The 25820-nt window shown below is 61.9% G+C and carries 18 protein-coding genes and 1 pseudogene; 12 read left to right on the top strand and 7 right to left on the bottom strand.

The genetic code is table 11. The features are described 5' to 3' along the window. The first annotated feature begins 13 nt into the window (after positions 1–13). The 10 genes and pseudogenes from IPM84_16295 (at position 14) to IPM84_16250 (ending at position 12116) form a co-directional block, all read left to right on the top strand. Positions 14–772, top strand: coding sequence for a hypothetical protein (locus IPM84_16295; GenBank protein MBK9094298.1), 759 nt, complete (start codon positions 14–16; stop codon positions 770–772). Then, on the top strand, positions 769–3591 hold the full coding sequence (locus tag IPM84_16290; GenBank protein ID MBK9094297.1) for a tetratricopeptide repeat protein: 2823 nt from the start codon (positions 769–771) through the stop codon (positions 3589–3591). The genes IPM84_16295 and IPM84_16290 overlap by 4 nt, the downstream gene beginning before the upstream one ends. Positions 3592–3791: 200 nt before the next feature. Next, positions 3792–4205, top strand: a complete 414-nt coding sequence (locus tag IPM84_16285) for a GxxExxY protein (GenBank protein MBK9094296.1) — start codon at positions 3792–3794, stop codon at positions 4203–4205. Positions 4206–4495: 290 nt separating this feature from the next. Continuing rightward, positions 4496–6253, top strand: coding sequence for a hypothetical protein (locus IPM84_16280; GenBank protein ID MBK9094295.1), 1758 nt, complete (start codon positions 4496–4498; stop codon positions 6251–6253). A gap of 132 nt (positions 6254–6385) precedes the next feature. After that, entirely contained in the window at positions 6386–7012 is a 627-nt protein-coding gene (locus tag IPM84_16275) for a site-specific DNA-methyltransferase (GenBank protein ID MBK9094294.1), read from the top strand. Positions 7013–7315: 303 nt separating this feature from the next. Further along, the gene (locus IPM84_16270; protein ID MBK9094293.1) at positions 7316–7990 is read left to right on the top strand and encodes a site-specific DNA-methyltransferase; all 675 of its coding nucleotides are present in this window, start codon (positions 7316–7318) and stop codon (positions 7988–7990) included. Beyond that, positions 7987–10677, top strand: a complete 2691-nt coding sequence (locus tag IPM84_16265) for a DEAD/DEAH box helicase family protein (protein ID MBK9094292.1) — start codon at positions 7987–7989, stop codon at positions 10675–10677. Before IPM84_16270 ends, IPM84_16265 begins: the two co-directional genes overlap by 4 nt. Positions 10678–11003: 326 nt before the next feature. Then, complete coding sequence (locus tag IPM84_16260) at positions 11004–11288, top strand: type II toxin-antitoxin system Phd/YefM family antitoxin (protein ID MBK9094291.1); 285 nt, start codon at positions 11004–11006, stop codon at positions 11286–11288. Beyond that, positions 11224–11961: a hypothetical protein gene (locus IPM84_16255; GenBank protein MBK9094290.1), complete on the top strand. Its 738-nt coding sequence runs from the start codon at positions 11224–11226 to the stop codon at positions 11959–11961. The genes IPM84_16260 and IPM84_16255 overlap by 65 nt, the downstream gene beginning before the upstream one ends. Positions 11962–11966: 5 nt before the next feature. Continuing rightward, positions 11967–12116: pseudogene (locus tag IPM84_16250) on the top strand (response regulator transcription factor). Positions 12117–12151: 35 nt separating this feature from the next. On the opposite strand, the gene IPM84_16245 reads toward IPM84_16250, so the two are convergent. From IPM84_16245 to IPM84_16215, 7 genes are all read right to left on the bottom strand, one after another. Next, complete coding sequence (locus tag IPM84_16245; GenBank protein ID MBK9094289.1) at positions 12152–12556, bottom strand: ACP S-malonyltransferase; 405 nt, start codon at positions 12554–12556, stop codon at positions 12152–12154. After that, complete coding sequence (locus tag IPM84_16240; protein ID MBK9094288.1) at positions 12531–12950, bottom strand: hypothetical protein; 420 nt, start codon at positions 12948–12950, stop codon at positions 12531–12533. Before IPM84_16240 ends, IPM84_16245 begins: the two co-directional genes overlap by 26 nt. Positions 12951–13237: 287 nt before the next feature. Then, the gene (locus IPM84_16235) at positions 13238–13735 is read right to left on the bottom strand and encodes a GNAT family N-acetyltransferase (protein ID MBK9094287.1); all 498 of its coding nucleotides are present in this window, start codon (positions 13733–13735) and stop codon (positions 13238–13240) included. A gap of 104 nt (positions 13736–13839) precedes the next feature. Then, entirely contained in the window at positions 13840–14109 is a 270-nt protein-coding gene (locus IPM84_16230) for a DUF2277 domain-containing protein (GenBank protein ID MBK9094286.1), read from the bottom strand. 21 nt (positions 14110–14130) lie between these two features. Continuing rightward, a complete protein-coding gene (locus IPM84_16225; protein MBK9094285.1) occupies positions 14131–16170 on the bottom strand; it encodes a hypothetical protein in 2040 nt (679 codons plus the stop codon). 109 nt (positions 16171–16279) lie between these two features. Next, on the bottom strand, positions 16280–18007 hold the full coding sequence (locus IPM84_16220; GenBank protein MBK9094284.1) for a long-chain fatty acid--CoA ligase: 1728 nt from the start codon (positions 18005–18007) through the stop codon (positions 16280–16282). Positions 18008–18009: 2 nt separating this feature from the next. Next, positions 18010–18426, bottom strand: a complete 417-nt coding sequence (locus tag IPM84_16215; GenBank protein ID MBK9094283.1) for a DUF1801 domain-containing protein — start codon at positions 18424–18426, stop codon at positions 18010–18012. Positions 18427–18893: 467 nt separating this feature from the next. On the opposite strand from IPM84_16215, the gene IPM84_16210 reads away from it, so the two are divergent. Both IPM84_16210 and IPM84_16205 read left to right on the top strand, forming a co-directional pair. After that, positions 18894–22265 (top strand): PD40 domain-containing protein, encoded by a 3372-nt coding sequence (locus tag IPM84_16210; protein MBK9094282.1) that lies wholly within the window; start codon positions 18894–18896, stop codon positions 22263–22265. Between the two features lie 60 nt (positions 22266–22325). Further along, positions 22326–25697: a PD40 domain-containing protein gene (locus IPM84_16205; GenBank protein MBK9094281.1), complete on the top strand. Its 3372-nt coding sequence runs from the start codon at positions 22326–22328 to the stop codon at positions 25695–25697. Positions 25698–25820: the final 123 nt, after the last annotated feature.

Here is a 25820-nt window from a genome sequence, read left to right as displayed (position 1 = left end):
GAAAGGAGTTGCCATGCTGACCCTACGCCGCATCTGGAACGACCTCCGCAAGGGCGAAAACGTTGACCTCTACCTGACCATCGCGGCCGCGGTCGCGTTCGTGGTGTTGAACCTGGTGGGTGTGGCCCCCACGACCTTGCTCGCGCCCTTGACGCTGGCCGTGCTGGCGCTGCTCGCGATCACGAGCCTGGGCAACCGCCACCGCATGGACGAGCTGCTGCAGCAGCGGGAGCGATCGCTCGACGACTTCTTCCGCGAGGAGTTTCCGCCCAGCTACAAGTCCGATCTCGAAACTGCTGAAGAGCTGTGGCTGGTGGGCGTCAGTCTGCACCGCACCGTGACCAGCAACTACCCGCTGCTCGAACGCAAGCTCCAGCGCGGGCACCGGCTCCGGGTCCTGCTGGTGCACCCGGACGGCGCGGGGCTGGAGATGGCCGTGGCGCGCGGCTACACCCGCCGCGACGTGGAGAAGAAGCGCCAGGAGATCCTCTACGTGCTGGACTTGCTGTGCGACCTGCGCCAGGCCGCGCCCGGCCGCGTCGAGGTGCGCACCATCCAACACCCGCTGGCCTACGGCGCGCTGGCCGCCAACCCCGACACCGGCGCCGGCGTGCTGTACCTGGAGCATTACTGCTTCCGCGTAACCACCGAGTCCATGCCGCGCTATCTCTTGCGCGTGCAGGACGGCCGCTGGTATGACTTCTTCAAGACCGAAATCAAGGCACTGTGGGCGGCCGGCGCGGACTGGTCGTGCCAGGAGGGAACGCCATGACACCGCAAGCCGATGTATTGCTCGTGACTGTCACCAAAGTCGAGGCTCAAGCCGTCTTCAGGGTGTTTCTCACAGCAACTGGCCAGAAGGCGCGGCCCGAGACGATTAACGGCCGAGTCTATCATGACCTGGGTATCGTGAACGACGTTCGCGTGTTCATGGTGCAATCCCAGAAGGGGACGAGCGGCCCAGGAGGTTCCCAAGAGACCATTGGAAAGGGTATCGAAGCCCTTTCGCCTTCAGCGGTGATCATGGTCGGTATCGCCTTCGGGGTCAACGAAAAGAAGCAGACCATCGGCGATGTTCTAGTTTCTGAACAACTCATGCTGTACGACTTGCAACGCGTTGGCGTGGACAAGGAGGGTCGGATCGATATCATCCCGCGCGGCGACCGGCCGCACGCCTCCACCGATTTGTACAACCTGCTTCAGAGCGCTGACCTCTACCAGGTAGATGAAGAAGATGAAGAAGACGAACCCTCCAAGGGGCTCAAGGTGCGCTTTGGATTGGTTCTTTCGGGCGACAAGCTGGTAGATAACGTTGACTTTCGAGACCAGCTCATCAAGTTCGAGCGAGAAGCCATCGGCGGCGAGATGGAGGGCGCGGGATTGTACGTAGCTTGCCAGGACCGCAAGGTGGATTGGATCCTCGTCAAGGCCATCTGCGACTGGGCGGACGGCAACAAGGGCATGGACAAGGACGCACGGCAGACGACCGCCGCGCGCAACGCCGCCCAGTTCGTGCTGCACACGCTGCAAACGGTGGGGTTGAAGTTGGAACGACGTGCGGCGCTCGCATCCCCGCCGCCTGTCCCACCCTCGCCGCCGCCTCCCATCCGTTCCACCCTACCCTCGCAGCCCTACTTCTTCGGCCGCGCCGCGGAGCTGCAGAGCATTGCCGAGGCGATTTCGCCCGAGGCGCGCACCTGGGGCGCGCTGATTGACGGCCCCGGCGGCATCGGCAAGACCGCGCTGGCCGTGCGCGCCGGCCACCTGGCCCCCGCACAAGATTTCGCGGCCAAGATCTTCCTCTCGGCCAAGGTACGCGAGCTGACCCCCGCGGGCGAGCAGCCGCTGGCCGACTTCATGCTGCCCAACTACATGGCGCTGCTGGCCGAGCTGGCCCGCGAGCTGGGCGAGGCCGACATCGCCAGGAGCGATCCGGCCGAGCGCGCCAACACGGTGCGCCGCGCGCTGGCGGGCCAGCGCGCGCTGATCGTGATTGACAACCTGGAGACGCTGAACGAAACCGAGCGCATGCGGGTCTTCCAATTCCTGGCCCGCCTGCCGGAGGGCAACAAAGCCATCGTCACCAGCCGGCGGCGCAGCGACGTGGACGCGCGCGCCATCCGGCTGGACCGCCTGGCGCTGGCTGACGCGCTCTCGCTGCTGGACGAGTTGGCGAAGCGCAACCGGCACCTGGCGCGTGCGACCGCGGCCGAGCGGCAGGCGCTTTACGAGCTGACCCACGGCAACCCGCTGCTGATCCAGTGGACGGCCGGGCAGTTGGGCCGGGGGCAGTGCCGCACCGTGGCCGATGCTTGCGATTTCCTACGCGCCGCGCCGCCGGGCAACGATCCGCTGGAATACATCTTCGGCGACCTGGTGGAGAGCTTCAGCGAGAGCGAGACCAAAGTCCTCGCCGCGCTAACGCACTTCACCCAGCCGGCCAAAGTTGAATGGATAGCCGACCTGGCCGGGTTGGTCGAGCCGGCCGCGTTGACCGCGCTCGAAGACCTGGCCGACCGCGCCCTGGTGGTCGCCAGCCCCGACAGCGCGGCCTTCCTGCTGCCCCCGTTGGCCGCCCTCTTCCTGCGCCGGCGCCGGCCCGAGGCCGTGGCCGCGACCGCCGGCCGGCTGACCGACCGGGCCTACGCGCTGGCCCTGGAGAACGGCTACCAGGAGTACGAGCGCTTCCCCAGCCTGGAGGCCGAGTGGCCCACGGTCGCCGCGGCCCTGCCGCTCTTCCTGGCCGGCCCCAATGACCGTCTGCAGACGCTGTGCTACGCACTCGCGGCCTTCCTGAACTTCTCCGGCCGCTGGGACGAGCGGCTGGCCCTGTTCGAGCAGGCGGACGCCAGGGCGGTCGCGGTCCAGGATTGGTGGAATGCGGGCTGGCGCGCCTATGGGGCTGGATACACGTGCCGTCTGCGCGGGCAGGCCGCGGAGGTGCTGCGCTGGGCCGCCCGCGCCACGGCGCACTGGGAGGCTGCCCGCGCCGGCGCGCGCACACGCGCCGTCGCCATCCAACTGCGCGGCCTCGGTCACCGGTTGGCTAAGGACTACGCCGCGGCCATTGTCGCGTACCAGGAAAAGCTGGAGTTAGACCGCGCGCTCAACGCGGAGAGCGTGGACGTGGCGATCGGCCTCAACGACCTCGCCGGAGCCGAGCACCTTGCGGGCGACTACGCGGCGGCCGAGCGCGACTATGGCGAAGCGCTGCGCATCGCGCGCAAGATCAACTACCGTGAAGGGATCGCCGAGAATACCGGCAACCTGGCCGAGCTGGCGCTCGACCGGGAGCAGTGGCCCGAGGCCGAGCGGCTGGCCCGCGAGGCGCTGGCGCTGACCGAGAAGCTCGGGCGGGCGGAATTGGTGGGGTCGGACTGCTATGTGTTTGCCAAGGCGCTGCTCCGCCAGGGCCATCCCGCGGAGGGGCTGCCCTTCGCCCGCCGCGCCGTGGAGATCAGGACGAAGCTGCGCTACCCGGATCTGGACGAGGCGCGGCAGGTGCTGGCGGAGTGCGAGGCGGTGGTGAGCGTGGGCGGGGATCACGGGCGTTTGGAGCACGGGCGTTTGGAGCACGAAGGCGCGAAGTAACACGAAGGGCGCGAAGCACGAAGAACACGAAGGGACGCGCCGCGGCGAGCGTCTTCGCGGCCTTCGCGCTTCGTGTTCTTCGCGAACCTTCGTGGCTTCGTGATCCAAACGCTATCGTGACTTCGTGCTCCAAACGCCTTCGCGACTTCGCGCTCCAAACCCTATCGTGACTTCGCAATCCAATCTTTCGGAGGTGATCTATGGGCTACCAATTCGAACCTTTGTCCTACAAAGTTTTCGGCGCGTGCATCGCTGTCCAGCGACAGCTCGGTCCCCACTGCATGGAAGTGGACTACCAGCGTGCCCTGGAGATCGAATTGCGCAAACTGGGGCTGGAATACATGCGCGAGGCCGAAATCCCGATCTCCTATGACGGCATCGAAGTGACGCGGCGGCGCGTGGATTTTGTGATCTGGGACGACACCCATACCGTGATCTTGGAGACCAAGGCGGCGAAGGCGATGCGTCCTGAAGATGTCGAGCAGTGCCAGCTTTATTTGCGCAAGGGCAACTTCCGCGTGTGCCTGTTGGCGAACTTCGGCCAGGTGCCGTTGGGCAAGGATCGCTTTGTGTGGACGCCGACCGGCCCCGCGTTGCATGGGCCGCATCCGTAGGGGGGTGGCGTTTGGATCGCGAAGGCGCGAACGTTTGGATCACGAAGGCGCGAAGTGGCACGAAGGACGCGAAGCACGAAGAGCGCGGCGAATGCCTTCGCGCTTCGTGCCCTTCGCGAACCTTCGTGGCTTCGTGATCCAAACGCCTTCGCGCTTCCTTCGCGAACCTTCGTGACTTCGTGATCCAAACGCCTTCGCGCTTCGTGTCCTTCGCGAACCTTCGTGACTTCGTGATCCAAACGCCTTCGTGATCCAAACACCTTGGATAATACATTGTGGAGGTTTCTCTCATGTCACTTGCAGAAAATATCTCACTGAAAGCGTTCTGGGACATCGTAGAACAGCGGCTGGCGGCCTGCGCGGCCGACGAGCTGCGCGCCATCCTCCGAGCCATGGCCCAGGGGACGCCGCCGGCCGGACGACATGCCTTTCTGGCGCAGCTCGAACCGGTCGGGGAGGTGATCGCCCTCCAGCAGGAAATCGAGCAAGATGCGTTGCTCTCCGATATTGATGATCTCCTCAGCGATCTCCAGGCTACCATCGAAAAAGGGGGAGGCGCCTGGAACGAGCGAGACGACTGGAACGAGACCGATGACGAGGACAGCCTGGGGCCCTACGCGGAATTCGTGGCGCCGCTGGTCACTTTGTTCGACCGGGCCGCGGCTGCGTTCGACACCGGCAATCTGCCGCTGGCGCGCGACGCGTATGAGGCGCTTTCCGAGGCGTTCAACTCCGAAGACGATTATGGCCGCGGCATCAGTGCACCCGACTTGATCGGTGTGGATATGCGCGAGGCCAGCGCCCGGCATCTGCGCGCGATCTACGAGACTGAACCGCTTGCGAACCGGCCGCAGGCCCTCAGCGCGCTGATGCGGCGCGTGAACTCCTCGCTGTATCTGCCGCGCCCCACGCTGGCAGGCCTGCTCCAGATCTCACCGCGTCCACTGCCCGACCAGGAGCAGTTCCTGGCCGACTGGATCACATTCCTGCGCACGCAGAGCGACAGTGATGCGGACGCCTGGTTGCGGGAGGCGGTGCGCCTGGCGCATGGCACGCCGGGACTTGAGACATTGGCACGCGCTGAGGGGGTGAGCCGCCCCCGCGCGTACCTGGACTGGTTTGCCGCGCTGGCGGGCGAGGGGAAGGACCGCGAGCTTCTCGTCGCCGCCCAGGAGGCCCTGACCCTGCTGCCGAATGGCCTCCCCATCCGGGCGGCCGTGGCCGATCACCTGTGCGCGGCTGCGGCCCGCTTGGGCGAGACTCAGATCGTCCGCGACGGACGCTGGGCAGCGTTTCTCATCAAGCCGACCCTCCCGCGCCTGCTCGATCTGTGGGAGGCTGCGCCGGCCGGCCCGGAACAAAGCACCGAGATGCGTCGGGCCTTGCCCCACGCGCAAGATCGCCTGGCGCATCCGCCCGCCAACCAGGATGTTGCCTTTGCTGGCGGTGACGATTTGGAGCGGCCGGTTTGGGTGAACCCGATCACCCTCGCGCACGCCGCGCTGTTGGCCGAGGATTTCGGCGCCGCGCAACGGCTGGCCGATAGTCTACAGGTGCTGGGGTGGAGCAGCAGTAATCCGCAGGGGGCGGTCGTGCCGTGCCTCCTGGCGCTGCTCACAGGCAAGCTGCCCGACGCGCTGCCCCCGAACCTGGCGAAACTCTGGCAGGAAGGGCTGCAACAGTCCTACCTCGCCACATCAACGGTCTTCGGAACGCAGGGAGACCCGCTGCCCAAACGCCTTGAGCGTGCCTACACGCAATCGTTTGCCGATGTTTCGTTGGCGTATAACCAACAAGCAACGCTGCTGGCCTGGTGCCTGGAAGTGGCGCAGAAGCGGACGCAAGCGATCGTCGGCGGCCAGCATCGCAAGAGCTACGACAAAGCGGCCATCCTGACGGTCGCGTGTGCGGAAGTGCTGCAGCTGCGCGGAGACAGGGCGGCCGCCAGCGGACTGGTGAACGAAACCCGCACCCGCTTCCCCCGGCACCGCGCTTTCCTGACCGAGCTGACCACCGCAGTTCAAGCCATGGAGCGCAGTCTGCGGTGAAGGAGGCGCGCGGGCGCACGGTTTGCCTCTGCCTGTGTCGTGTGCTAAACTTTTCGCGCAACAGTTGGTTTGGTAACGCAAAGACCAGGAGCCTGCCGGCTTCCCACCACCCCAAAACGGAACTAAAAACCCATGCCCACCCTCAACTGGATCGGCAAAGACGCGGTGGTCAACCACCACCTGCAAGTCCCCTTCCACCTGCTGGCTGACGTGCCTGAGCTAGCCTGCGGCGCCCCGGGCAGCGGCAACCTGATCGTGGAGGGCGACAACCTGGTCGCGCTCAAGGCGCTGCTGCCCACCTACGCGGGCCAGGTGAAGTGCATCTACATTGACCCGCCGTACAACACCGGCAACGAGGGTTGGGTCTACAACGACAACGTCAATAGCCCGCTGATCCGCGCGTGGCTGGGCAAGGTGGTGGGCAAGGAGGGCGAGACCCTCGACCGGCACGACCGCTGGCTGTGCCTGATGTACCCGCGGCTCGCGCTGCTGCGCCAGTTTCTCCCTGAAGACGGCGCAATCTTCATCAGCATTGACGACAACGAAGTCCAGGCGCTCCGCTACGTGATGGATGAGATTTTCGGTGCGACGAATTTCATCACCACGGTACTCTGGCAGAAAGTCTATTCACCAAAAAACTCCGCACGCCACTTCTCCGAGGATCACGATTACATCGTCGTGTATGCAAGGAACGGGGAGGTGTGGCGTCCCAACTGGTGCCTCGCAACGAAGTGCAAGATGCCGCTACAAGAATCCTGACAACGACCCGCGGGGATGAGCGGAAGCCTGGAGACTTGTCGGCCGCACTTCTAGAGCCTTGGCCTATCTTCACTACTTGTCCGTCCGGACAGGAGTGCATTCTAAGCCCCACCGGCCAGGGCTGGATTTGGCCGTGAAGGCATGGTTTGGAGCTTATCGGGAACAATCGGATTTGGGGGAAGAAGACGGTAATTCCATCCCGCAGATAAAGCGCTTCTTCGACGTGAAAGAAGGCGTTGCGCCACAACTGGGTTTTCGACGGTCGGACACACCCAGGATGCCAAGAAGGAACTGGTCCAGATCATGGATTTCGCAGATTCGGAATCGGTGTTCATCACACCGAAACCCACCCCGCTGATCGAACGCATCCTGCAGATCGCCAGCAATCCCGGCGATCTCGTGCTCGACTCGTTCGCCGGCTCAGGCACCACCGGCCATGCAGCCTTGAAGCTCAATCACGCCGCATCCGAGCAGGCCCCCCGGCGCTTCATCCTCGTCGAGATCGAGGCAGGGATCGCCTGGAACATTACGGCGAAACGTGTCCGCCGTGTCGCTGAGGGCTACACCAACGCCAAGGGCGAGCACATCAAAGGTCTCGGCGGCGGCTTCCGCTACTGCACGCTGGGCGAGCCGCTGTTCGACGCGGACGGCAAGATACGCGAGACCGTAACCTTCGAGGAGCTGGCCAGGCACGTCTATTTCACCGAGACCGGCGAGCCGCTCCCCAGCGACGCCGAGCTCGATACGCCGTTCCTGGCTGCATGCCGCGGGGTCGGCGTCTATCTGCTCTACAACGGCATCCTCGGCGACCGCCGCGAAGATGGCGGCAACGTCCTCACGCGCGCGGTGCTGGCCGGGCTGCCGGCCTTCGATGGGCAAAAGGTGATCTACTGCGCAGGCCACCGGCTGGGCCGCGACCGGCTGCAGGCCGAGCGCATCGTCATCCGCCAGACCCCCTACGAGATCAAAGTCGCATGATCACACTCAAAGACTACCAGGTGCGCGTGCTCGACTCGCTGCGTGCGTTCTTCCGCCAATGTGCGCGGGAGGGCCGGCCCGAGGCCGCGTTCGCCGCCATCCAACTGCGCAACGGACAGGTGCCCGTACCCTATCTCCCGGTTTCGGCCGCGGGCTTGGCGGCCGGCATGCCCTACGTCTGCCTGCGCGTGCCCACGGGCGGCGGCAAGACGCTGCTGGCCTGCCATGCCGCAGGCCTGGCCATGACCGACCTGCTGCGCGCCGAGCGGGCGGTGGTGCTCTGGCTGGTGCCCAGCAACACCATCCTCGACCAGACCGTGGACGCGCTGCGCGACCCGCGGCACCCGTACCGCCGCGCCCTGGAGCTCGCGTGCGGCGCGGTGGAGGTGATGGCCATCGAGGAGGCGCTGCGCCTCTCGCGCGCGACCGTGGACGGCCAGACCGTCGTCATCGTCGCCACCATCCAGTCCTTCCGCGTGGAGGACACCACCGGCCGCAAGGTCTACGACCAGAACGGCACATTCGCCGAACACCTGCTGAACCTGCCCGCCGACCGCCTGGCCGACCTGCTGCCCGGTGCGGACGGCAAGCCCAAACCATCGCTGGTCAACATGCTGCGCCTGCGCCGGCCCATCGTCATCGTGGACGAAGCGCACAACGCGCGCACGGACCTCTCGTTCGCCACGCTAGGCGCGGTGAAGCCCTCCTGCATCGTCGAGTTCACCGCCACCCCCGCGCGGGCCAGGCATCCGTCCAACGTGCTCCATCACGTCTCCGCGGCCGAGCTCAAGGCCGCGGACATGATCAAGCTGCCGCTGCGCGTCATCACCCGGCATCCCAGCCAGGCTGACCAACTGCTGGGCGAAGCGATCACCCTGCGTGCGGATCTGGAAAAGCTGGCCCGGGCCGAAGCGCAGCAGACCGGCGAGTACCTGCGCCCCATCCTGCTACTGCAAGCCGAGCGCGTCGACGCGTGCGCGCCGCTGCGCGACCGGCTGGTGCGCCAGCACCCCAGCATCAGCGCGGACCAGGTGAAGATTTCCGTCGGCCGGCTCGACGAGCTCAAAGACGTGAAGGACATCGCGTCGCCGTCCTGCCCGGTGCGCTTTATCATCACGGTCGAAAAACTGCGCGAGGGATGGGACTGCCCGTTTGCCTACGTGTTGTGCAGCCTCAAAGCGACGCGCTCCGCCACGGCCATCGAGCAGATCGTCGGCCGCATCCTGCGCCTCCCGAACGCCCAGGCGAAGCGGCATCCCGACCTCAACTGCGCGTACGCGTTCTCCGTGTCCGAGTCGCTGCCTGAAGTGTTGAATGAGCTGCGCGAGGCGTTGGAAAACAACGGCTTCACCCGCGCCGAGGCAGACCGCATCGTCATCCCCGCAGCCCAGGGCATCCTGCCGTTCGGCCTGCAGCCGCAGACCGCGCACTTCGACCCCGTCCGGGAGATTGACGCCGCAGTGGCCCAGGTGCAGGTCGTCGCGCTGGGCGGTAAGGTTCAGATTGACGTTACGCAGGGCGAGATCACCGTCCTGGCGCCGCTCGACAGCGACGAAACCGAGCTGCTCACCAGTTGTGTCAAGACCCCCGCGGCGCAGGCGCGCGTGGTCGCGATCGTCAACCTGGTGCGCGCAACCGAGATGGCCTTTGGCGGCAGCGGCAAGCCCCGCGCCTTTTCGCCTTACGCGCGCGGGCTTGATTTCCGCGTGCCGCGGCTGTGCGTGCAGGAGAACGGCGAGATGTTCGAGTTCGAGAGCACCTTCCTGCTCGAACATCCGTGGAAGCTGAGCACCAAGGATGCCACGCTGGCCGACGACTACCATCCGCGGCACCGGCCAATAGGCAAGGCGGGCGTGCTCGACATCGGCGCCAGGGGTGAAGTGGTTGCCTCACCGCTGCAAGAGAAATACGCGGCCGATTTCATCGCCACGCTGCACCAACAGGTGCTCGACCTCGGCGGCGCCGGCGATTGGTCGTTGGAGAGCCTGGTGGCCTGGCTCGACCGCCATCTTGAGCACTACGATATTCCCCTGGGCGAATCGGCCGCGTACCTGCGCAAGGTGGTGCGCGGCCTTATGGCCCGCTACGAAATCACCGATGTCAGCACCCTCGCCCTGGACCGCTTCCGGCTGCGTGAGGAAGTGGAGAAGCGGATTGACGAGCATCGCCAGGCCGAGCGCCGGGCCGCGTTTCAGGCCTTTCTCCTGCCGCAGTCGGTGCTGGCGGTCAGCGATGAGGTCGCGATCAACTTCAGGACCATGGGTTATGAACCAAGCTGGCTCTACGAGGGCGCCTTTCAGTTTCCCAAGCACTACTTCGGCCCCAAGCCGGGCGAATTGCGCGAGCTAACCCCGAGCGGCAAGCTCACCGAGGAGTTCCGCTGCGCACAATTCATCGAGGATTTACCAGAAGTGACGTTTTGGGTGCGCAACCTCGCGCTCAAGGCGACATCCTTCCGGCTGCAAACCGCGACCGACTGGTTTTACCCCGATTTCATCTGCCAGCTCAAGGATGGACGTCTCCTTATCGTGGAATACAAAGGCAAGGATCGCTACACATCCGCCGACGCCGAAGAAAAGCGGGCCATCGGCGCGGTGTGGGAATCTCGCAGCCATGGGCGCTGCCTGTTCGTCATGCCCACGGCCGGCGATTTCTCGGTCATCGTCCACAAGATCGCGTATGGGTGAGAGGAAAATTACCATTTTCCAGGATAATCTTGCAGATTACCATTCAGAGTGGTAATCTTTGAGCCAGGCTACTACTTGTTCACACCCGCAGATATTCTGCAGGTAGGTGCAACCACCTGAGTAGAGCTGATTCCGCTGACGATTGGCTTTTCCATGCTGCGCTATCGGCTGATGAACTGGGCGGCGCATGCCGCATCGAGCGCCGGGCTGAGGGCGGCACCCGCGTCAGCGCACGGCTGCCGGTCACAGGGTTCACGGCGACGAATTGACAAAGTCTACGGAATCACGTACTCTTGCGGCAATTGTCATCATCGGAGGACCACTGCATGACCACCGTCACCGTGACAGAAGCGCGTGCTCAGCTCTTTCGACTGCTAGATCGAGTGGCTGAATCACACGAATCGGTGCTTATTACTGGCAAGCGCGCCAACGCCATACTCGTCTCCGAGGAGGATTGGCATGCCATCCAGGAAACTTCGAGGCTTTCTGATGGATTTGAGCCAACATCAACAAGGCTGGGCGGAGATCGAAGCCCTGGAAACTCAGTTGCTGCGCCAACTGACGATCGAACAGGGCATTCAACAGTTCCTGGCATTGCAGCGCGAGTTTGAGCCGCAACTGCAAGCGACCGAGGAGACCTTCCGTCAGCCGCGCATCCAGGCCATGATTCAGTTACAGGCCAGACTGGCAGCCCTCACTGGCAACCACCATATTGGAGCTAGCATGGAAAGCCTCATTCGCTCAGTCGCCGATCTGCAACAGCGTTTGGAAGAGGCAGGTGTGCCCTCGGTCGTGATCGGTGGGCTGGCTGTGAGCGCCTGGGGTGAGCCGCGTTTGACGCGCGATGCTGACCTCAAGGTGTTAGCTCGGCGCGACGAACGAGGCCGCATTCTGGAGTTGGTGTCAGACTTCACACCGTTGCACGCCGATCCCGACGAGGCCTTTCGGCGCCACGGCATCGCTTTCTTCCAAGATCCTGCGGGCACGCGCGTTGACGTGATGCTCGCTGAGACGACGTTCGACGAAACGGCTATCGGCCGCGCCCGCGTGATGGAATTGAAGCCTGGCCTGGCCGTGCGCGTGTGCAGCCCGGAGGACCTGATCGTCTACAAGATGGTGTCTCTGCGCACCAAAGATCGTGTGGATGTTGAGGGGATCATCAAGCGGCAAGGCAACCGCCTGGACGATCGTTATGTGGAAAACTGGCTGCACCTGTTCGAGCAAGCACTCGACGACAGCACGCTGGTCGCCGAGTACCGACGGCTGCGTCGCCAATTGACCTGAATGAAGAGATCGCCCGCCGGCTGGTGCTCAGCCCCAAGACCGTACGCAACCACGTCAGCAACATCTTCAGCAAGCTGCAGGTGACCGACCGTGCCCAGGCCATTGTGCGTGCGCGCGAGGCGGGAATCGGCGGGCTGCACCGTCTGGAGCGCTGACAAGCCCTGTCGCTCGACAGTCAATGTGTGCCGATTCAGCCTGGGAGATACAAGCGATGCACCCCTCGATAATTTTCGAGGTCTAGCACAACTTCAGCTAGTCTGAGAGCACAATCCTCGCAATATGCCGGATCTGCGAGAACGCGACGTAGATTGCTGATGGTCACGACTGGAAGACTGTTCGACGTGGTCAAGCGCCGTATCGTGCTTTCAAGCGACTGTTCACCATCGCTGGTGTTGCGGTTTCCGGTAAGCAAAAGAAAGCCGCAGTCCTGACAGTACTGCCACACTGTGGCATCTGCGGCGCTGACGGATAGGCCAGCATCAACAAACAAGCGCAATTCCATGGGAATCAGCTTGAGATAGCCACGAGTGTCCAGAGTTCGGAAGATCGCTCGCGCCTGGCCTTCGCAATTATGATCGCTCAGGACGATCTGCATGGGTATCTGCCTGGTACTTGTCTTCAGTACGTTCTCGCAGCGCGAGCAGGGCCTCTCGCTGGGGCGTCATGGGCAGGGCGGCAATACGCAGTGCGATCTCTGCCGCTTGGCGACGATAGAACGCTTCTCGGTCGGCCAACTGTCGCTTGACCTCCGCCAACTGCGGCTCTAACGCGGCTCGATGCTCCGCAATGTAGTCGAGTGCTGTTTCAACCTGCAAGGGCGAGAGGTTGAATGTCAGATCAATTTCATAGACAGAATCACCGGCATCGTAGGCATCCATCACATCAAACACACTGACACGACTTTCGCTGATGAGTGGCCCCAAGTCTGTCTCGATAATCGTATAGCGCGCCCCATTCTGCTGCGTAGCGTTCGCCGTAATCGTCATCATGCTTCTCTCCAAACCAAAGCCACTACTTGACTCGCAGGCAGTATACCTTATGCCACGGGGTCTGACAAGATAACGTCATCGCTCTGCGGCTTGGCGCCACCGATATCATCCCGCCATAGGATGCTCCTCACCACCGGCAGTTTCCGTAGGTGGCCGATCAGCGCAACGTCATTGCCCGCCGTCAGGAGTGCCTGCCTTTCACATTGGGCGCAGAATTCCGGACATCAGTGCAAGGTTGCGGCCAGCCCGGCCCTGAAGCCGTTCTCCACAGGCTCAGCATGTGCTGCTCAAGGCGCCAGGTGCTTGACCATGTTGACGTTGGTGATGGTGTATCCTAGCTTGAGGTAGAGTGCTTGCGCAGCGGAGTTATGTCCAAATACGTGCAGTCCAATGCGATCCATGCCCAACGCCTGCGCCTCGTGCTCCACGGCCAGCATGGCCTGCATGCCATAGCCCCGGCGCTGGAAGGCGTCGAAGATGCGCAGATCATAGATGAACGCGCTTGGCCGCCCAAAGTGCGGTATCACGGCCAGCCAGATCACACCCACGGCCCGCGCGCTGGCCGCATCCCGAATCGTGAACAGGTGTTGGTCGGGCGTGACAACACCCTGCGGCAACAGATCAGCGAAATCGCGCTGTGCATGTGACAAAGCCTCCGCCTCCGACCAATTGCCGGCGGCGATTTTGTCCGCCGCATACTCGGCAATCGCCGGCTGTAAATAGGCTTCGAACTCAGCGGGGGTCATCCGGTCCAAGACCACGTGACCTGCAGGTGCCGCTTTCATGGCTTATCATTCCTCCCTGGCAAATCATACAGCCGCTGTTGTCCCAATCAGAAGCAAGCAAGCCATTTCATGGTTTCGGGCCTCTCACGAATGGCAAGTACCCTTTACCTGGGAAACCTCTGCGTGGCGCGTGCGCGTGCCCTGGCAGCATCCTCCGCCCGGTTCTTCGGTGGCGCGTTCGTCTCGAGCGCGGCCAGAAGATTTCTGGAAACTGCTGCAATCTCTTCGACGGCGGCAAGGAATGCAGCTTCGTTGGTTTTCGATGGCTTGGCGAAGCCGCTCACTTTTCTCACAAATTGTACGGCGGCCGCACGAATCTCTGCGTCCGTCACAGGCGGTTCGAAGTTGAAGAGGGTCTTGATATTTCTACACACAAGCGTTACCTCATTCAGCATTCATGGACAGCTCGTGCCCCAAAGCGCCGCCACGATCTCGATGTCGGCAATCGTGACGAAGCCATCCCCGTCGAGATCATAGCCGGCGGGAGCAGGCTGACCCCACAGGCTGGCGATCGCGCTCAGGTCAGCAACGTCGACCGTGCCGTTGTGATTGAAGTCAGGACAGATGCCGCCGAGTGTGATGATCGTGGCGATGTTTGAATAGGAGGAATAGCCGTCGAAGTTCAAGGCGCGCACCCGGTAGGAGTAGCTCTCCCCTGCCGCAACGCTGGAATCGGTCAGTGTGGTGGTGTTGGCTCCTCTCGCGTCCAACCACGCGAAGCTGGTACAGCCTGCTTCCTGGCAGCGCTCGACGACGAATAGATCCTCGTTGTTCGAATTGTCCTGCCAGTTCAGCACGACGTGAATGCCGCTCATCTCAGCCATCAGGTCACTGGGTGCCGCCGGCGGATTGAGCGGAGGCATGGTCACCTCGACCGTGTTCGAAGGGTCTGAGAGCCCCATGAACCCCAGCGCCCGCACGCGGTAAGTGTAGGTGACGCCCCGTGCAGCGCTCGTATCGGTCAGGCCGGTTGCGTTCTCGCCACGAGTCTGAGCCACCTTGGTGAAATCGGTGCAACCTGAACCCGCGCAGCGTTCAGCCTCCACCCAGAACTCATTATTGGCATTATCGTTGAAACTTAAACTGACCTCATACCTTGAGCCGGTGTACCACACAAAGCCGCTGAGATTGCTTGGGGGATTGGGCAGCACGTCTGGCAGGCCAGTCTGCGTGTAATGGGTGGTGACGAGATAGCCCCAGGCGAGGGTTGTCAGTGCGTTCCCTGCCCCAAAACGCAATGCCTTGCCGCCCGCATAATCATCCCACACCGCCCACTGGGGTGTCCCATCCGCGTTATACTTGACGACCACGCCTTTGAGGTAGGAAATGTTGCCCGAACCTGGATTAGGGCCACCTTTGCCAGTCACGTATACGGCGCCGGAAGCGTCAACTGCCAGCATATTGGGGGTCTCGTCGTTGTTCCTGCCGCCGTCATAGCGTTGCGACCAAAGCAAGTTGCCGTTGGCGTCCGTCTTGATCGTCATCCAATCCATGTAGCCAACCGCGTCCATGCCGGTTGCCACGATATTTCCCTGGGCATCCACGGCCACGCGGAAAGTCCGATCGCCAACGCTGTAGCTCTTGATCCAGGACTGGTTGCCCGCGGCGTCAAACTTCACAATCGCCATCTGATAGGGATTTGGGTCTTGCGGGAAGTAGGTGCCGGCGGCGAAATAGCTGATATTTCCGGGACCGAAGGCCACGTCACCGGCCGCGTAAATACTGTTATTTGTATTTGCCCACAATTGGTTTCCGTTGGCGTCATACATCAGCGCCATGAACAGATTACCACTGATGCCGGCCACCCCGATCCGGCTGTTATCCGGTGAGATGGCCATGGAAGAAGCCATGTCAATGGCACCGTTGTTGTCGAACACCGCGGTCCAAAGGGTTGTCCCGGTTGGAGAGTACTTGATCAACACCGAGTCGTTGAAACTATACCCGGCGACATAGATGTTGTTGTTGGTATCTACCTCAACGCGGACAGAACCGCTGAAAATTCCCGGCCGACTATTGGCCCATAGCAGATTGCCATTGGTGTCATATTTGAGGGTCAGCCACCCAGTCGGTTGACCGGTCGAGCTGCGGATCGTATTCGCCTGGACAACAGCGCTGCCATTGCCATCAACGGCGATCCACACCCCGCTGAGTGCGTCTACGGCGTCATACGGGGTTTGCCACAGCAGGGTTCCGGCGCCATCGAATTTCTTGATGATCAGGTTCCTGGAGGTTGCGGTGTCGCCCACAACATACACGTTATCGCTCTGATCCGTGTCCATCATGCTTGAAGCGTAATTGAAGTCCGACGCGCGCCAGTCTTCGATCAGAGCCTGCGTCGGCTGGGCAGAAACAGGACCGAGTCCTGAAAAAGAGGCTATCAGGGCCATGATCATAGCCATGTATAGCACGTGTTTGGAAAAGCTGAGTTTGGACATGATATTCACTCCTACTAAACACCCACAAATCCCTTCGCCGGTCAATGGCTCTGCACCAGGCGTCCGACCATCGGCGCGACTTCATTGATATAGAGCTCGACCATTTCCATTAGTGAAGCGCCACCTTGCGCTTTTCCTCTTCCACCAAGATGCGCCTCAGCGTTTTGCCGACCTGGGACTTCGGCAACTCCGTGCGGAATTCGACCAGGGAAGGCACCTTGTAGGGGGCCAGGCGCTCTTTGCAGAAGTCGCGAATATCTTCGGCGGTGGCGCTCTGGCCTTCCTTGAGCACGACGAAGGCCTTGACCGTTTCCCCCCGTTTGGCGTCAGGTACGCCCACGACCGCAGCTTCCAGCACCTTCGGGTGCATGAACAGGATTTCTTCTACTTCGCGGGGCACGATGTTGTAGCCGCTGGCGATGATCAGGTCCTTCTTGCGGTCCACGATAAAGAAGTAACCATCCGCGTCCATCGTGGCAATGTCGCCGGTGTGGAGCCAGCCGGCAGCGTCGATGGCAATCCGGGTTTCCGCCGGGTTGTTGTAGTACCCCTTCATGACCTGGGGCCCGCGTACCACCAGCTCACCCGCTTGCTCGACATCCAAAAACTGGGTCTCGCCGTGCTCGTCAGGCTCCAGGGCGATGATGGCCAGTTCAGTGCTGGGAAACGGCATGCCGACCGAGCCGGTTTTGGTCTGGCCAAAGACGGGATTGCCCGCAGTGAGCGGCGAAGTTTCGGACATGCCGTAGCCCTCCACCAATTTGCCGCCCGTCACGGCCTCGAACTTCTGCGCCACTTCGGCCGGCAGCGAAGCGCCGCCGCTCAGACAGACCCGGACGCTGTGCAGGTCAAAATCGGCCACTTTAGGGTGGTTGATGATGGCAATATACATGGCCGGCACACCCGGGTAGACAGTGATTTTCTCCCGCGCGATGATCTCCAAGAGATGGAGCGTATGGCGAGGGTCGGGCGCCAGCACCAGTTCGCCCCCCAGATTCAGGCATGTCAGCATGCCCACGGTCATGCCATAGACATGGAAGGCCGGCAGGGCCAAGAGGAACTTTTCGCCTCCCGGCTTCAGCGAAGGCACCCAGGCGTTGATCTGGGCGATGTTTGCCACCAGGTTGCGATGGGTCAGCTCGGCGGCCTTGGGCAGGCCCGAGGTGCCGCCTGTGAACTGGAAAACCGCCGTGTCGCTGGCCGGGTCAACGGGCACGCTGGGCGCTGTGGCCGGGACCGTGGCGAGGAGGTCCTGCATGAAATAGGTGCCCGCGCGGGGGGTCACGGCTTTCATCATGCCGCTCGCGCGCACCTGTTTGGCCACCGTGTTGCGGAAGAGCCGGCCGATCGTTTCGGGGATGTCGGTCAGGATGATGGTCTTGATGGCGGTGGTGGGCTGGATTTCGAGCACACGATCGTAGAGGCCGCTGAGCGTAACAATGGTTTCGGCCCCCGCGCTGCGCAGCAGCGGCGCCAACTCGTGCGCCGGATACGTGGGGTTGGTGTTGACAACGATCGCACCGGCCTTCAGCACGCCAAAATAGGCGATGACCAGCTGCGGTATGTTGGGCAGCATGAGGGAGACGCGACTGCCTTTGCTCACGCCCAGTTTAACCAAAGCCGCAGCAAAACGATCGCTCAGCCGGTTGAGCTCAGTGTAGCTCAGCGTGGCCTGCACTTTCAGTCCCAGGGGCAAATAGCGCAGCACCATGCGCACCGCAGTGTGGTCGGGAAACCTCACCGTTGAGTCCACAAGCAATTGGTGTACGGTGGTATCCGGGACAGCAACGCTGTGTGCAACGCCTGGCTCGTAGTGTGCAAACCAGCGAAAATCCATGGTCATGGCGATCGGCCTCCGAGCATCCGTAGCACGTAGTCGCGCCCTATTTTCGAGGCATTGCCGGTGTTCTGTTCGACCCTAAATTCGACGATCCGGTGAATCAGGTCCTTGGGCAATGGCTGGCCAAGGGGGAACTGCACCGAGCCCTTCCCGCTCTTGTAGGGCTTGAGGTCTTTCTTGAACGCCTCGAGCCCGCTCGGCGCCGGATAAAGCCCTACATGCCTCTCGTAGCCTGCGAAGTGTACAAGGTGTTTCCCGTTCAGGTCGAACGTGGGGATCGCGTAGCTGATCGTCTCTGTCGCGTCGGGCGCTGATGCCTTGATGAGCGCTCGTAACTCCTCCAGCACCTTCTGAGTCTCGGGGGGGAATCCCGCTATATACTCGTCAATGGAGTTGGCCGTTGACCTATTCGCCATCTTGTGCTATTTCACTCCTGTCGCGAACTGAAGCATCATTCTGTCACTTTTTTCAGTCTACACGCGGCCCTGTGAATTGTCAACTTGCCAACCGCCGGGGTGCATCTCAGGCTGGCGGTGAACCAGAGGCATTCACGTCACGGCAACAAGGTCGAAGTATGCCTGCGCGTTGACCGTTGGCCGCTGTGTCATCGAAAAAGCTCAAAGCCATCGCAACCTGAGCCAGATCATACTCAGCCGGCTTGTGCAGTGCTATCCTTCCTGCAATTCTCGGCCGCCAGGCGAGCCTGCTCGTCGGTGACAAAGATCGAACGCCTCAGCCCCCCGCCAGTTTCACGACACATCAAACCAAGTTCTTGCACCGTTTGCCTGTTGCACAAAATCAGGGAGGTAATATGCGTCACCCCAACGTGCTTTGCCGTGGCAGCCTGCTTGCAGGTTGCTGGCTGCCACCGATTCACCACGCCATGCGTGCCAGAGTTCTGGCGCCCCTACTCCTCATGCTCCTCATGTCGTTAGCGGGCGCAGCGTCGGCCGCTTCACGCGCCACGCCAACCCGCACCGCACCTGACCCACTGGGGAATCGCGCCCCTGGCATGTCCTGGCAGCAGCCAGACCCTGACTCGCCCGCGCACACAAGCGTGACCGCGGACGCGCCGGTCGAACCGGACAGCCTGGGGACGTGGACGCGCATCGCCTTTTCTTCCTATCGCGATGGGAACTGGGAAATCTACCTTACATACGGTGATGGCTGGCAGCCGACACGCTTGACCAATCACCCAGCCAACGACGTTGAGCCAATCCTGAATCGGGGCGCTACGAAGATCTTCTTCGTCTCCGATCGCAGCGGCCGTGATGAAATTTTCGTGCTGAATCGAGACGGGAGCGGTTTGCGCCAGTTGACAACCGGCGCGGGCGTCAAACGCAGCCCCGATCTGTCGGTCACGGGACAAATGCTGGTTTATGTCGTCGCATCGGCCACGCAAACCGATATTTTCGTCAGCAATGCCGATGGCAGCCAGGCCAGGGCATTGACACAAGACGCTGCCGCGGACGAGAGTCCGACCTGGACGCCTGATGGCAAGATCGCCTGGATTCGCACAGAAGGCGGTCAGGCGCGGGTCTGGATCATGAATGCCGATGGCAGTCAACGTCAGCCGCTCACCGCCGTGCTGCCAGGACTACTGGACATCGTCTGGCTCTCGAGCGATAATCTCTTCGCAGTCACCTACAACATAGACAGCGATCCTGCGCTGGAAGTGGCGTACTTCTACCGCGATCGGGGCTATTGGTACGACTATCTAGACGCCGAGAATCCCCTGGTAGATTACCGGGTCAGCGGTCGGGCGCCCAATGAGGAATCTCTCCTGGTTGACCGGGTGGAATACGTCATGCAGGGCAACCAACGCGTACTCAATCACATCTACATCCAAGAGATGAGCACATTCACCTCATTGCGTTTGATCGCCTCTGGCATGGACAGGCAGGGGCATTGGCAAACGACCGATACCGAGCCGCCGGTGGTACACACCATATCGCGTTCAGGGTATACCCGCGCTGGTGGATCTTTCGTTCCGTTGGCCGGCTTCGATACAGGAGGAGCCGGTATCCGCTCTTACGATCTGCAGTATCGCCTGGGCGCTAACAGCGTTTGGACCAATCTACTCTCGAACGGGCCTGTACCATGGGCTGAATTCATCTTTGTCTCCCCACAAACGGTTTTCTTTCGCGGCCGCGCACGCGACAACGCATTCAACGTGCAGGAATGGACAACGAATCCCAACGGGGATACCCACACAACGGCCTATCAGTGGGAAGTGATGGGAAATGTACTCGACACGCGCAGCATTCCAATTGCGAATCCCGTTCTGAATCTAACGCCGCCGGCTCTGGGCGTGGACGTGGGCAACAACCCAGGCGCATACACCGCTTACATTTCGACAACCCAGGTCTACACGATCTGGGCAACCCAGAGCGGATACCAACCGGCGGCGCCTACGCCTCGGTTGATCAGTCATGACACCCAGCTCGATTTCTACCTGGCCCCAGCCGACAATCTGATTCGCAACGGAGACTTCGAACTGGACGCGCCGGCCTTGCGCGATTGGATTGTTCGGGGTGCGGTTTCTGCCCAGGCGCAGCGAGACGCCGTGACGACCGGTTCCTGGGGCGCGCGTGTGGGGCAGAGGTGGACAGTGCCAGACGCGGAACGCATCAGTCGCACGGCTGGTTATGCCTACGATCCTACGTTGGCGTTTGGCCCGGCCGGGACGCTGCACCTGGCATGGGCCGATCAATGGGACTTGAATAGCGGCAACCGGCGCATCGCCTACACCACCTGTGCATTCGATCAACCCTGCCAAAGCCCCCAGGCCCTGTGGCCCGGTTTCGCGCCACGTTTGACCATAGGTTCAGACGCCGTTGTCCACCTGCTATGGCAGACGGTAGACGCGCAGAACGAACAGGTATGGCGCCTCTTCTATGCTCAACGGGCAGCCGGCGGCGCCTGGACTCCGGCGCGTGAATTAGCCAGCGCTGACATCTATCTGAGCAGCGCCTTGACCGTTGACAGACAGGGAGCTCCACATGTCGTGTGGGGTGGCAGCGCCGGGTTACGTTATCAGCGGCGCCAAGCCAACGGTGCCTGGACTGCGCCCGAATCGCTTGGAACCGGACGCGCGATGCCATCCCTGACCGTCCTCGCGGATAATACGGTCCTCGTCGCCAGCGCTTACACTGCCTTCAACTTCTGGGAGCGCAGCCCGGCCGGAGTGTGGAGTCAACGGACCCTCGACTTCCCCTATCAACCAAATCGGCCAGACATGCTGGTGGATCCACAGGGCAACACGCATGTCGTATGGTGCGATCAGTATCGAAGCGCGAAGTATACCGTGAGAAACCCGCAAGGCGCGCTCACAACGCCCATTTGGATGGGCGCCTCGTGCGAATCGGCGCGTTTGTTACGGACTCGCGACGGGCGCTTGGTCGCTTTCGCAGGGGAATCCGGCTACCTGAACGCGATCTACCAACTTGCGTCGGGCGCCTGGTCATCTCCCTATTCCCTGGAACCGATGACCTGGGACGGCAGAATGTTGGAAAGCGCCAACCTGGCTAACTCGGATCGCCTCGCCGTCGTGGCGCCGGCCTATGATCCCCAGGCCGGTGCGCGGCCCAACATCTTCCTCACCCGCTTCATCCTGCAGCCCGAACAAACCGATGTGAGCAGTATCAGTCAAGTCGTCGCTCTGCCGCCCGCCATGCATCGCCCCACCCTCAGTCTGCGCTATCGAATCGAAGGTCCGTATAACAACAACGAGGATCTGGCCAACCTGGTCCTGCAACTACCAGATCGCACGGTCGAGCTCCAGCGCATGACCCCAGATCCAGACCCGCGGTTTCGTTTCGCCTGGTTCGACCTGAGTCAATATGCTGGACAGACCGTGACCGTCACACTCGCCGTATCGAGCACAGCCGACGGGCGCTTCACCACGGCGTTTGCGGACGAGGTGGCGCTTGGCTCCTGGCTCACGCCATTGGCGCGCTCAGTCGAGCCATCCGTGCTGCCCATGTACCAGGAAACACCGGTCATCATTCACGGCGCCAACTTCATCCAGACGCCCACCGTGAACGTCGGCAACATCAGGGTTTCCAACGTGCAGTGGCTCGACGCCAACACACTGCGCATGATCGTTCCGGCGCGCATCGGGCCAGGCAGCTATACGATCAGCGTGTTCAACCCCGGTGGGCAGGAGGGGCAATTGCCCAATGCGCTCACCATTCCCGGCGTGAGCTACCTGCCGCTGCTGTTTGGCAGTCGCGACTATCGCGGCCTGCCCTGATCTGCCATCGGGGTGAAATCTGCCCGACAATCAACCGACATGAATTTAGAGGAGAGAACCATGCGAATCACACGTTATTCTCAGGTGTGCGTCATCGCCCTGATGGGGATCATCCTGTTGCTTGATCGCCCCTTCGACGCAAACGCCGTGCCGCCCGAACCACCGATTGCGGCGCTAAAGGAAGCGTGGTGGTCACAGCACCTGACCGACCTGCAGCCGCCTCTGGTCCTGACCAACGAAGTGCTAATGCCTGCACCGAGCGCTGCCGAGACACCCAGCAGCTACACTGGCTGGACGCGCCTGGCCTTCGTTTCATACCGCAATGCCAATTGGGAGGTATACACCGCACGCGGGGATGGCAGCCAGGCGACTCGCGTCACCAATCATACCGCGACTGAGTTGGAGCCGCGCTTGAACCGCGGCGGTACTCGCATCGCTTTTGCCTCGAATCGCACCGGAGCCTACGAAATCTATGTGGCCAACGCAGATGGCAGCGATGTGCGCCAACTGACGAGCGGCAGCGGCCACAAACGCCAACCCGACTGGTCGCCTGACGGACGCCGCCTGGTGTTTGCTCAAGAGCATGGCGACAACTGGGACATCCGTATCATCAATGCCGATGGCACAGGCGCCCAGTGGGTCGCCAGCCATCCTGACGATGATCTCTACCCATCCTGGTCCCGCTCCGGTGAACTTGTTTGGGTGCGTTACCTGGGTTTCGATGGAACCCTGTGGGCGGCGAACAGCGATGGCAGTCAAGCTCACGCCATCAGTTCACCCTTCCGCTTCCTGCAAAATCCAGTATGGTCGCCCAATCATAACTACATTGGGTTCGATTTCGATGCCGATGGCGACTATTGGAGTGAGATCGGAGTATATGATGTTCAACACTACCACCTGGCTTACGTCAAAGACACAGGTTTGAGCTTCGTAGACCTGTGGATGGGCGATTGGGCGCCCGATGGATTGACGTTGTTGGCATCGAAGATCGAATATGTCGTAGAGGGAAACCAACTGCTGATCCAGCGTGCTTCTGTGATGCACATGCGGTCAGATGGTAGCGCACCGCTGCTGCCCATGATCTCAGGGGGTATTGACATGGAGGGAGATTGGACAACGACTGACACGATGGCGCCAGTCACCCAGGTCAACCCGCTGCCGCGCTTTGTTCGCAATGAGGTCATTGTCACCTGGTCAGGCGCTGATGTGGGAGGCGCCGGCATTAGCAGTTACGACATTGATTTTCGCAATAAAGCCACGGGACCTTGGAATCTTTGGCTAACGACTCCGGAGACCAGCGCCACACTCTGGCGAGAACCGGGCGCCACCGTGGCGTTACGCAGTCGGGCGCGCGATCGCGCGTACAACGAGGAGGCATGGCCGACCAATCCGGATGGGGACGCGCTGACGACTTTCTATCGTTGGAGTGTACAAGGCCATGTGCGTGACAACCGTAACGTCGTTGTGCCTCACGCCAGCGTCACGGCGCCAACAGCGCTCAACAGCGCCCAGAGCGATGCGATGGGCCTCTATGCGATGTATGTTGCTGCCGGCGGCGACTACACGATGACAGCCAGCCACGCGGGTTACGCGCCGATTGTCCCAACGAGCATCGCCCTGCGCGCAGATCGGGGCTTCGATGCTTACGTAGGCCCGCCAACGAATCTGCTGCGCAATGGCGACTTCGAGCTGGGCGGGCCGGCGCCTGCAAACTGGCTGGTAGAGGGAAATATCCCGCCGACAGTACGTGCGGATGCGGCTGCGACCGGGCGTTGGGGCGCGCTGGTAGGGCAGCAGTGGTCCACACAACCGTTTACGCAGATGACATCTCCGCCAGGCTACAACTCTGCTCCCACACTGAGCGCCGATACGGGCGGGACGCTGCACCTGGCCTGGCAACAACGCCTGTCCCAGAACCAGTTTGATAACTGGATTGTTTACGTGACCTGCCGGATGGAGCAACCCTGCTCGATCGAAGAGCGTCTGTTCCCCGGGTCTATGCCGCAGATGGCAATTGGCAGCGACAATCGCATGCACCTGGCTTGGGCCGTCCCGGAGCCTGAACCCACTAGCTACACCCTGATGTATGCCAACCGGCCGTTGACCGGAACCTGGTCTACGCCGCAAACAATCGGCGCTCTCGGCGGGTCCTACGACCCCTCTCTGGCCCTCGTGCTTGACAGCCTCAACCGCCCTCACGTCTTGTGGGCCGATGTGAGCGGCGTGTATTATCGCAAGCGACTCCCCAGCGGCGAATGGGATTTTCCCGAATTAGTGACATCTTCTCGTCGCCCGTCATCCCTCGCCATCACCCCGAACCGCGAGGTTCATGTCCTGTCTAGCGGGCAAGAAGAGCTCTCGTATTTCCGCCGCCAAACGAACGGTGCCTGGCAGCAGGAAGCCGTCCCCGGATCATCTTCCGGGATGCAGCTCGCAACACTTGCCGACCCCGCAGGCCGCCTGCATGTTCTCAGCAACAGCCCAAGCACAGACGGCGTGCATTACAGGACGCGGGAACCGGGCGGGACATGGACGACACCCGTGCGGATTAGCAGCACTCACGGCTATCAGATGAGCCTTGCACAACGAGCCAACGGTGATCTGGTCGCTTTCTGGTATAGCGGCGAAGGCCTTTGGATAGCCTACAGGGCCAACGGTTTGTGGAGCGTTCCGCATCCATTGCCTGGTTACAACTGGGAACCCAATCAGCTCTCGCTGTGGGCGCATCCGACGAACGATTGGATCGCGCTGGCCGTCCCCGCCATGCGTGAAGACAATTATCCCTACTGGTATCACCTCCACCTGAACCGCTTTCTCCTGCAACCGGAGCAGGCTGGGGTGAGCAGGCTGAGCCAGTCGTTCACCATTCCGGTCAGCCAGAACGCGCCAACCCTGTCATTTCGCTATCGCTACCAACCCGAAGGCAGTGCAACTCTCGATCCGGCCACCCTGCACATCAGCACGGCTGGACAGACGCACCTGCTGCAAACTTTCGTACCCGTGACGACGACACAACAGGCCTGGTTCGACATGAGTCGCTGGGCCGGACAGACAGTGACGGTGACATTCAACGTGTCGGCGACCGCCGATGCGCGCTACGGCGGCCTGCTGCTGGACGATGTCGCCGTCGGTCCGTGGCTAACGCCCCAGGTGCTCTCCGTCGAACCGGCCACGGTACCACCGCGCGTCAGCATGGATATCACCGTACATGGCGACAACTTCGTCTTGGTCCCGACGGTGCGCGTGGGCAACGTCACATTGACCAACGTGCGCCGCTCCGGTCGCCAGGTCTTGCTGGCATCCCTGCCCGATACCCTGTCTCCTGGCGTCTACGATGTTCAGGTCATCCATCCCGGCGGGCAAGAAGCCGTTCTCCAAGCGGGCCTAACCGTAGGCGGCCGCATCTTTCTACCGGCGGTGATGGCAAATTGACGGAATTCTCCACATGTGGAAGAATTCGAATAAACCTGCGTTACCATTACCTGCGTTACCATTGCGCCCGCACCAATCGTCGCTGCGCGACACCCGGCGCGGCAAGACAGAACGACCGAGAGG

This window comes from Candidatus Amarolinea dominans (assembly GCA_016719785.1).
Taxonomy (GTDB): domain Bacteria; phylum Chloroflexota; class Anaerolineae; order SSC4; family Amarolineaceae; genus Amarolinea; species Amarolinea dominans.
The sequence above is the reverse complement of the archived record's forward strand: the minus strand, read 5'-3'. Positions and strand labels throughout refer to the sequence as shown.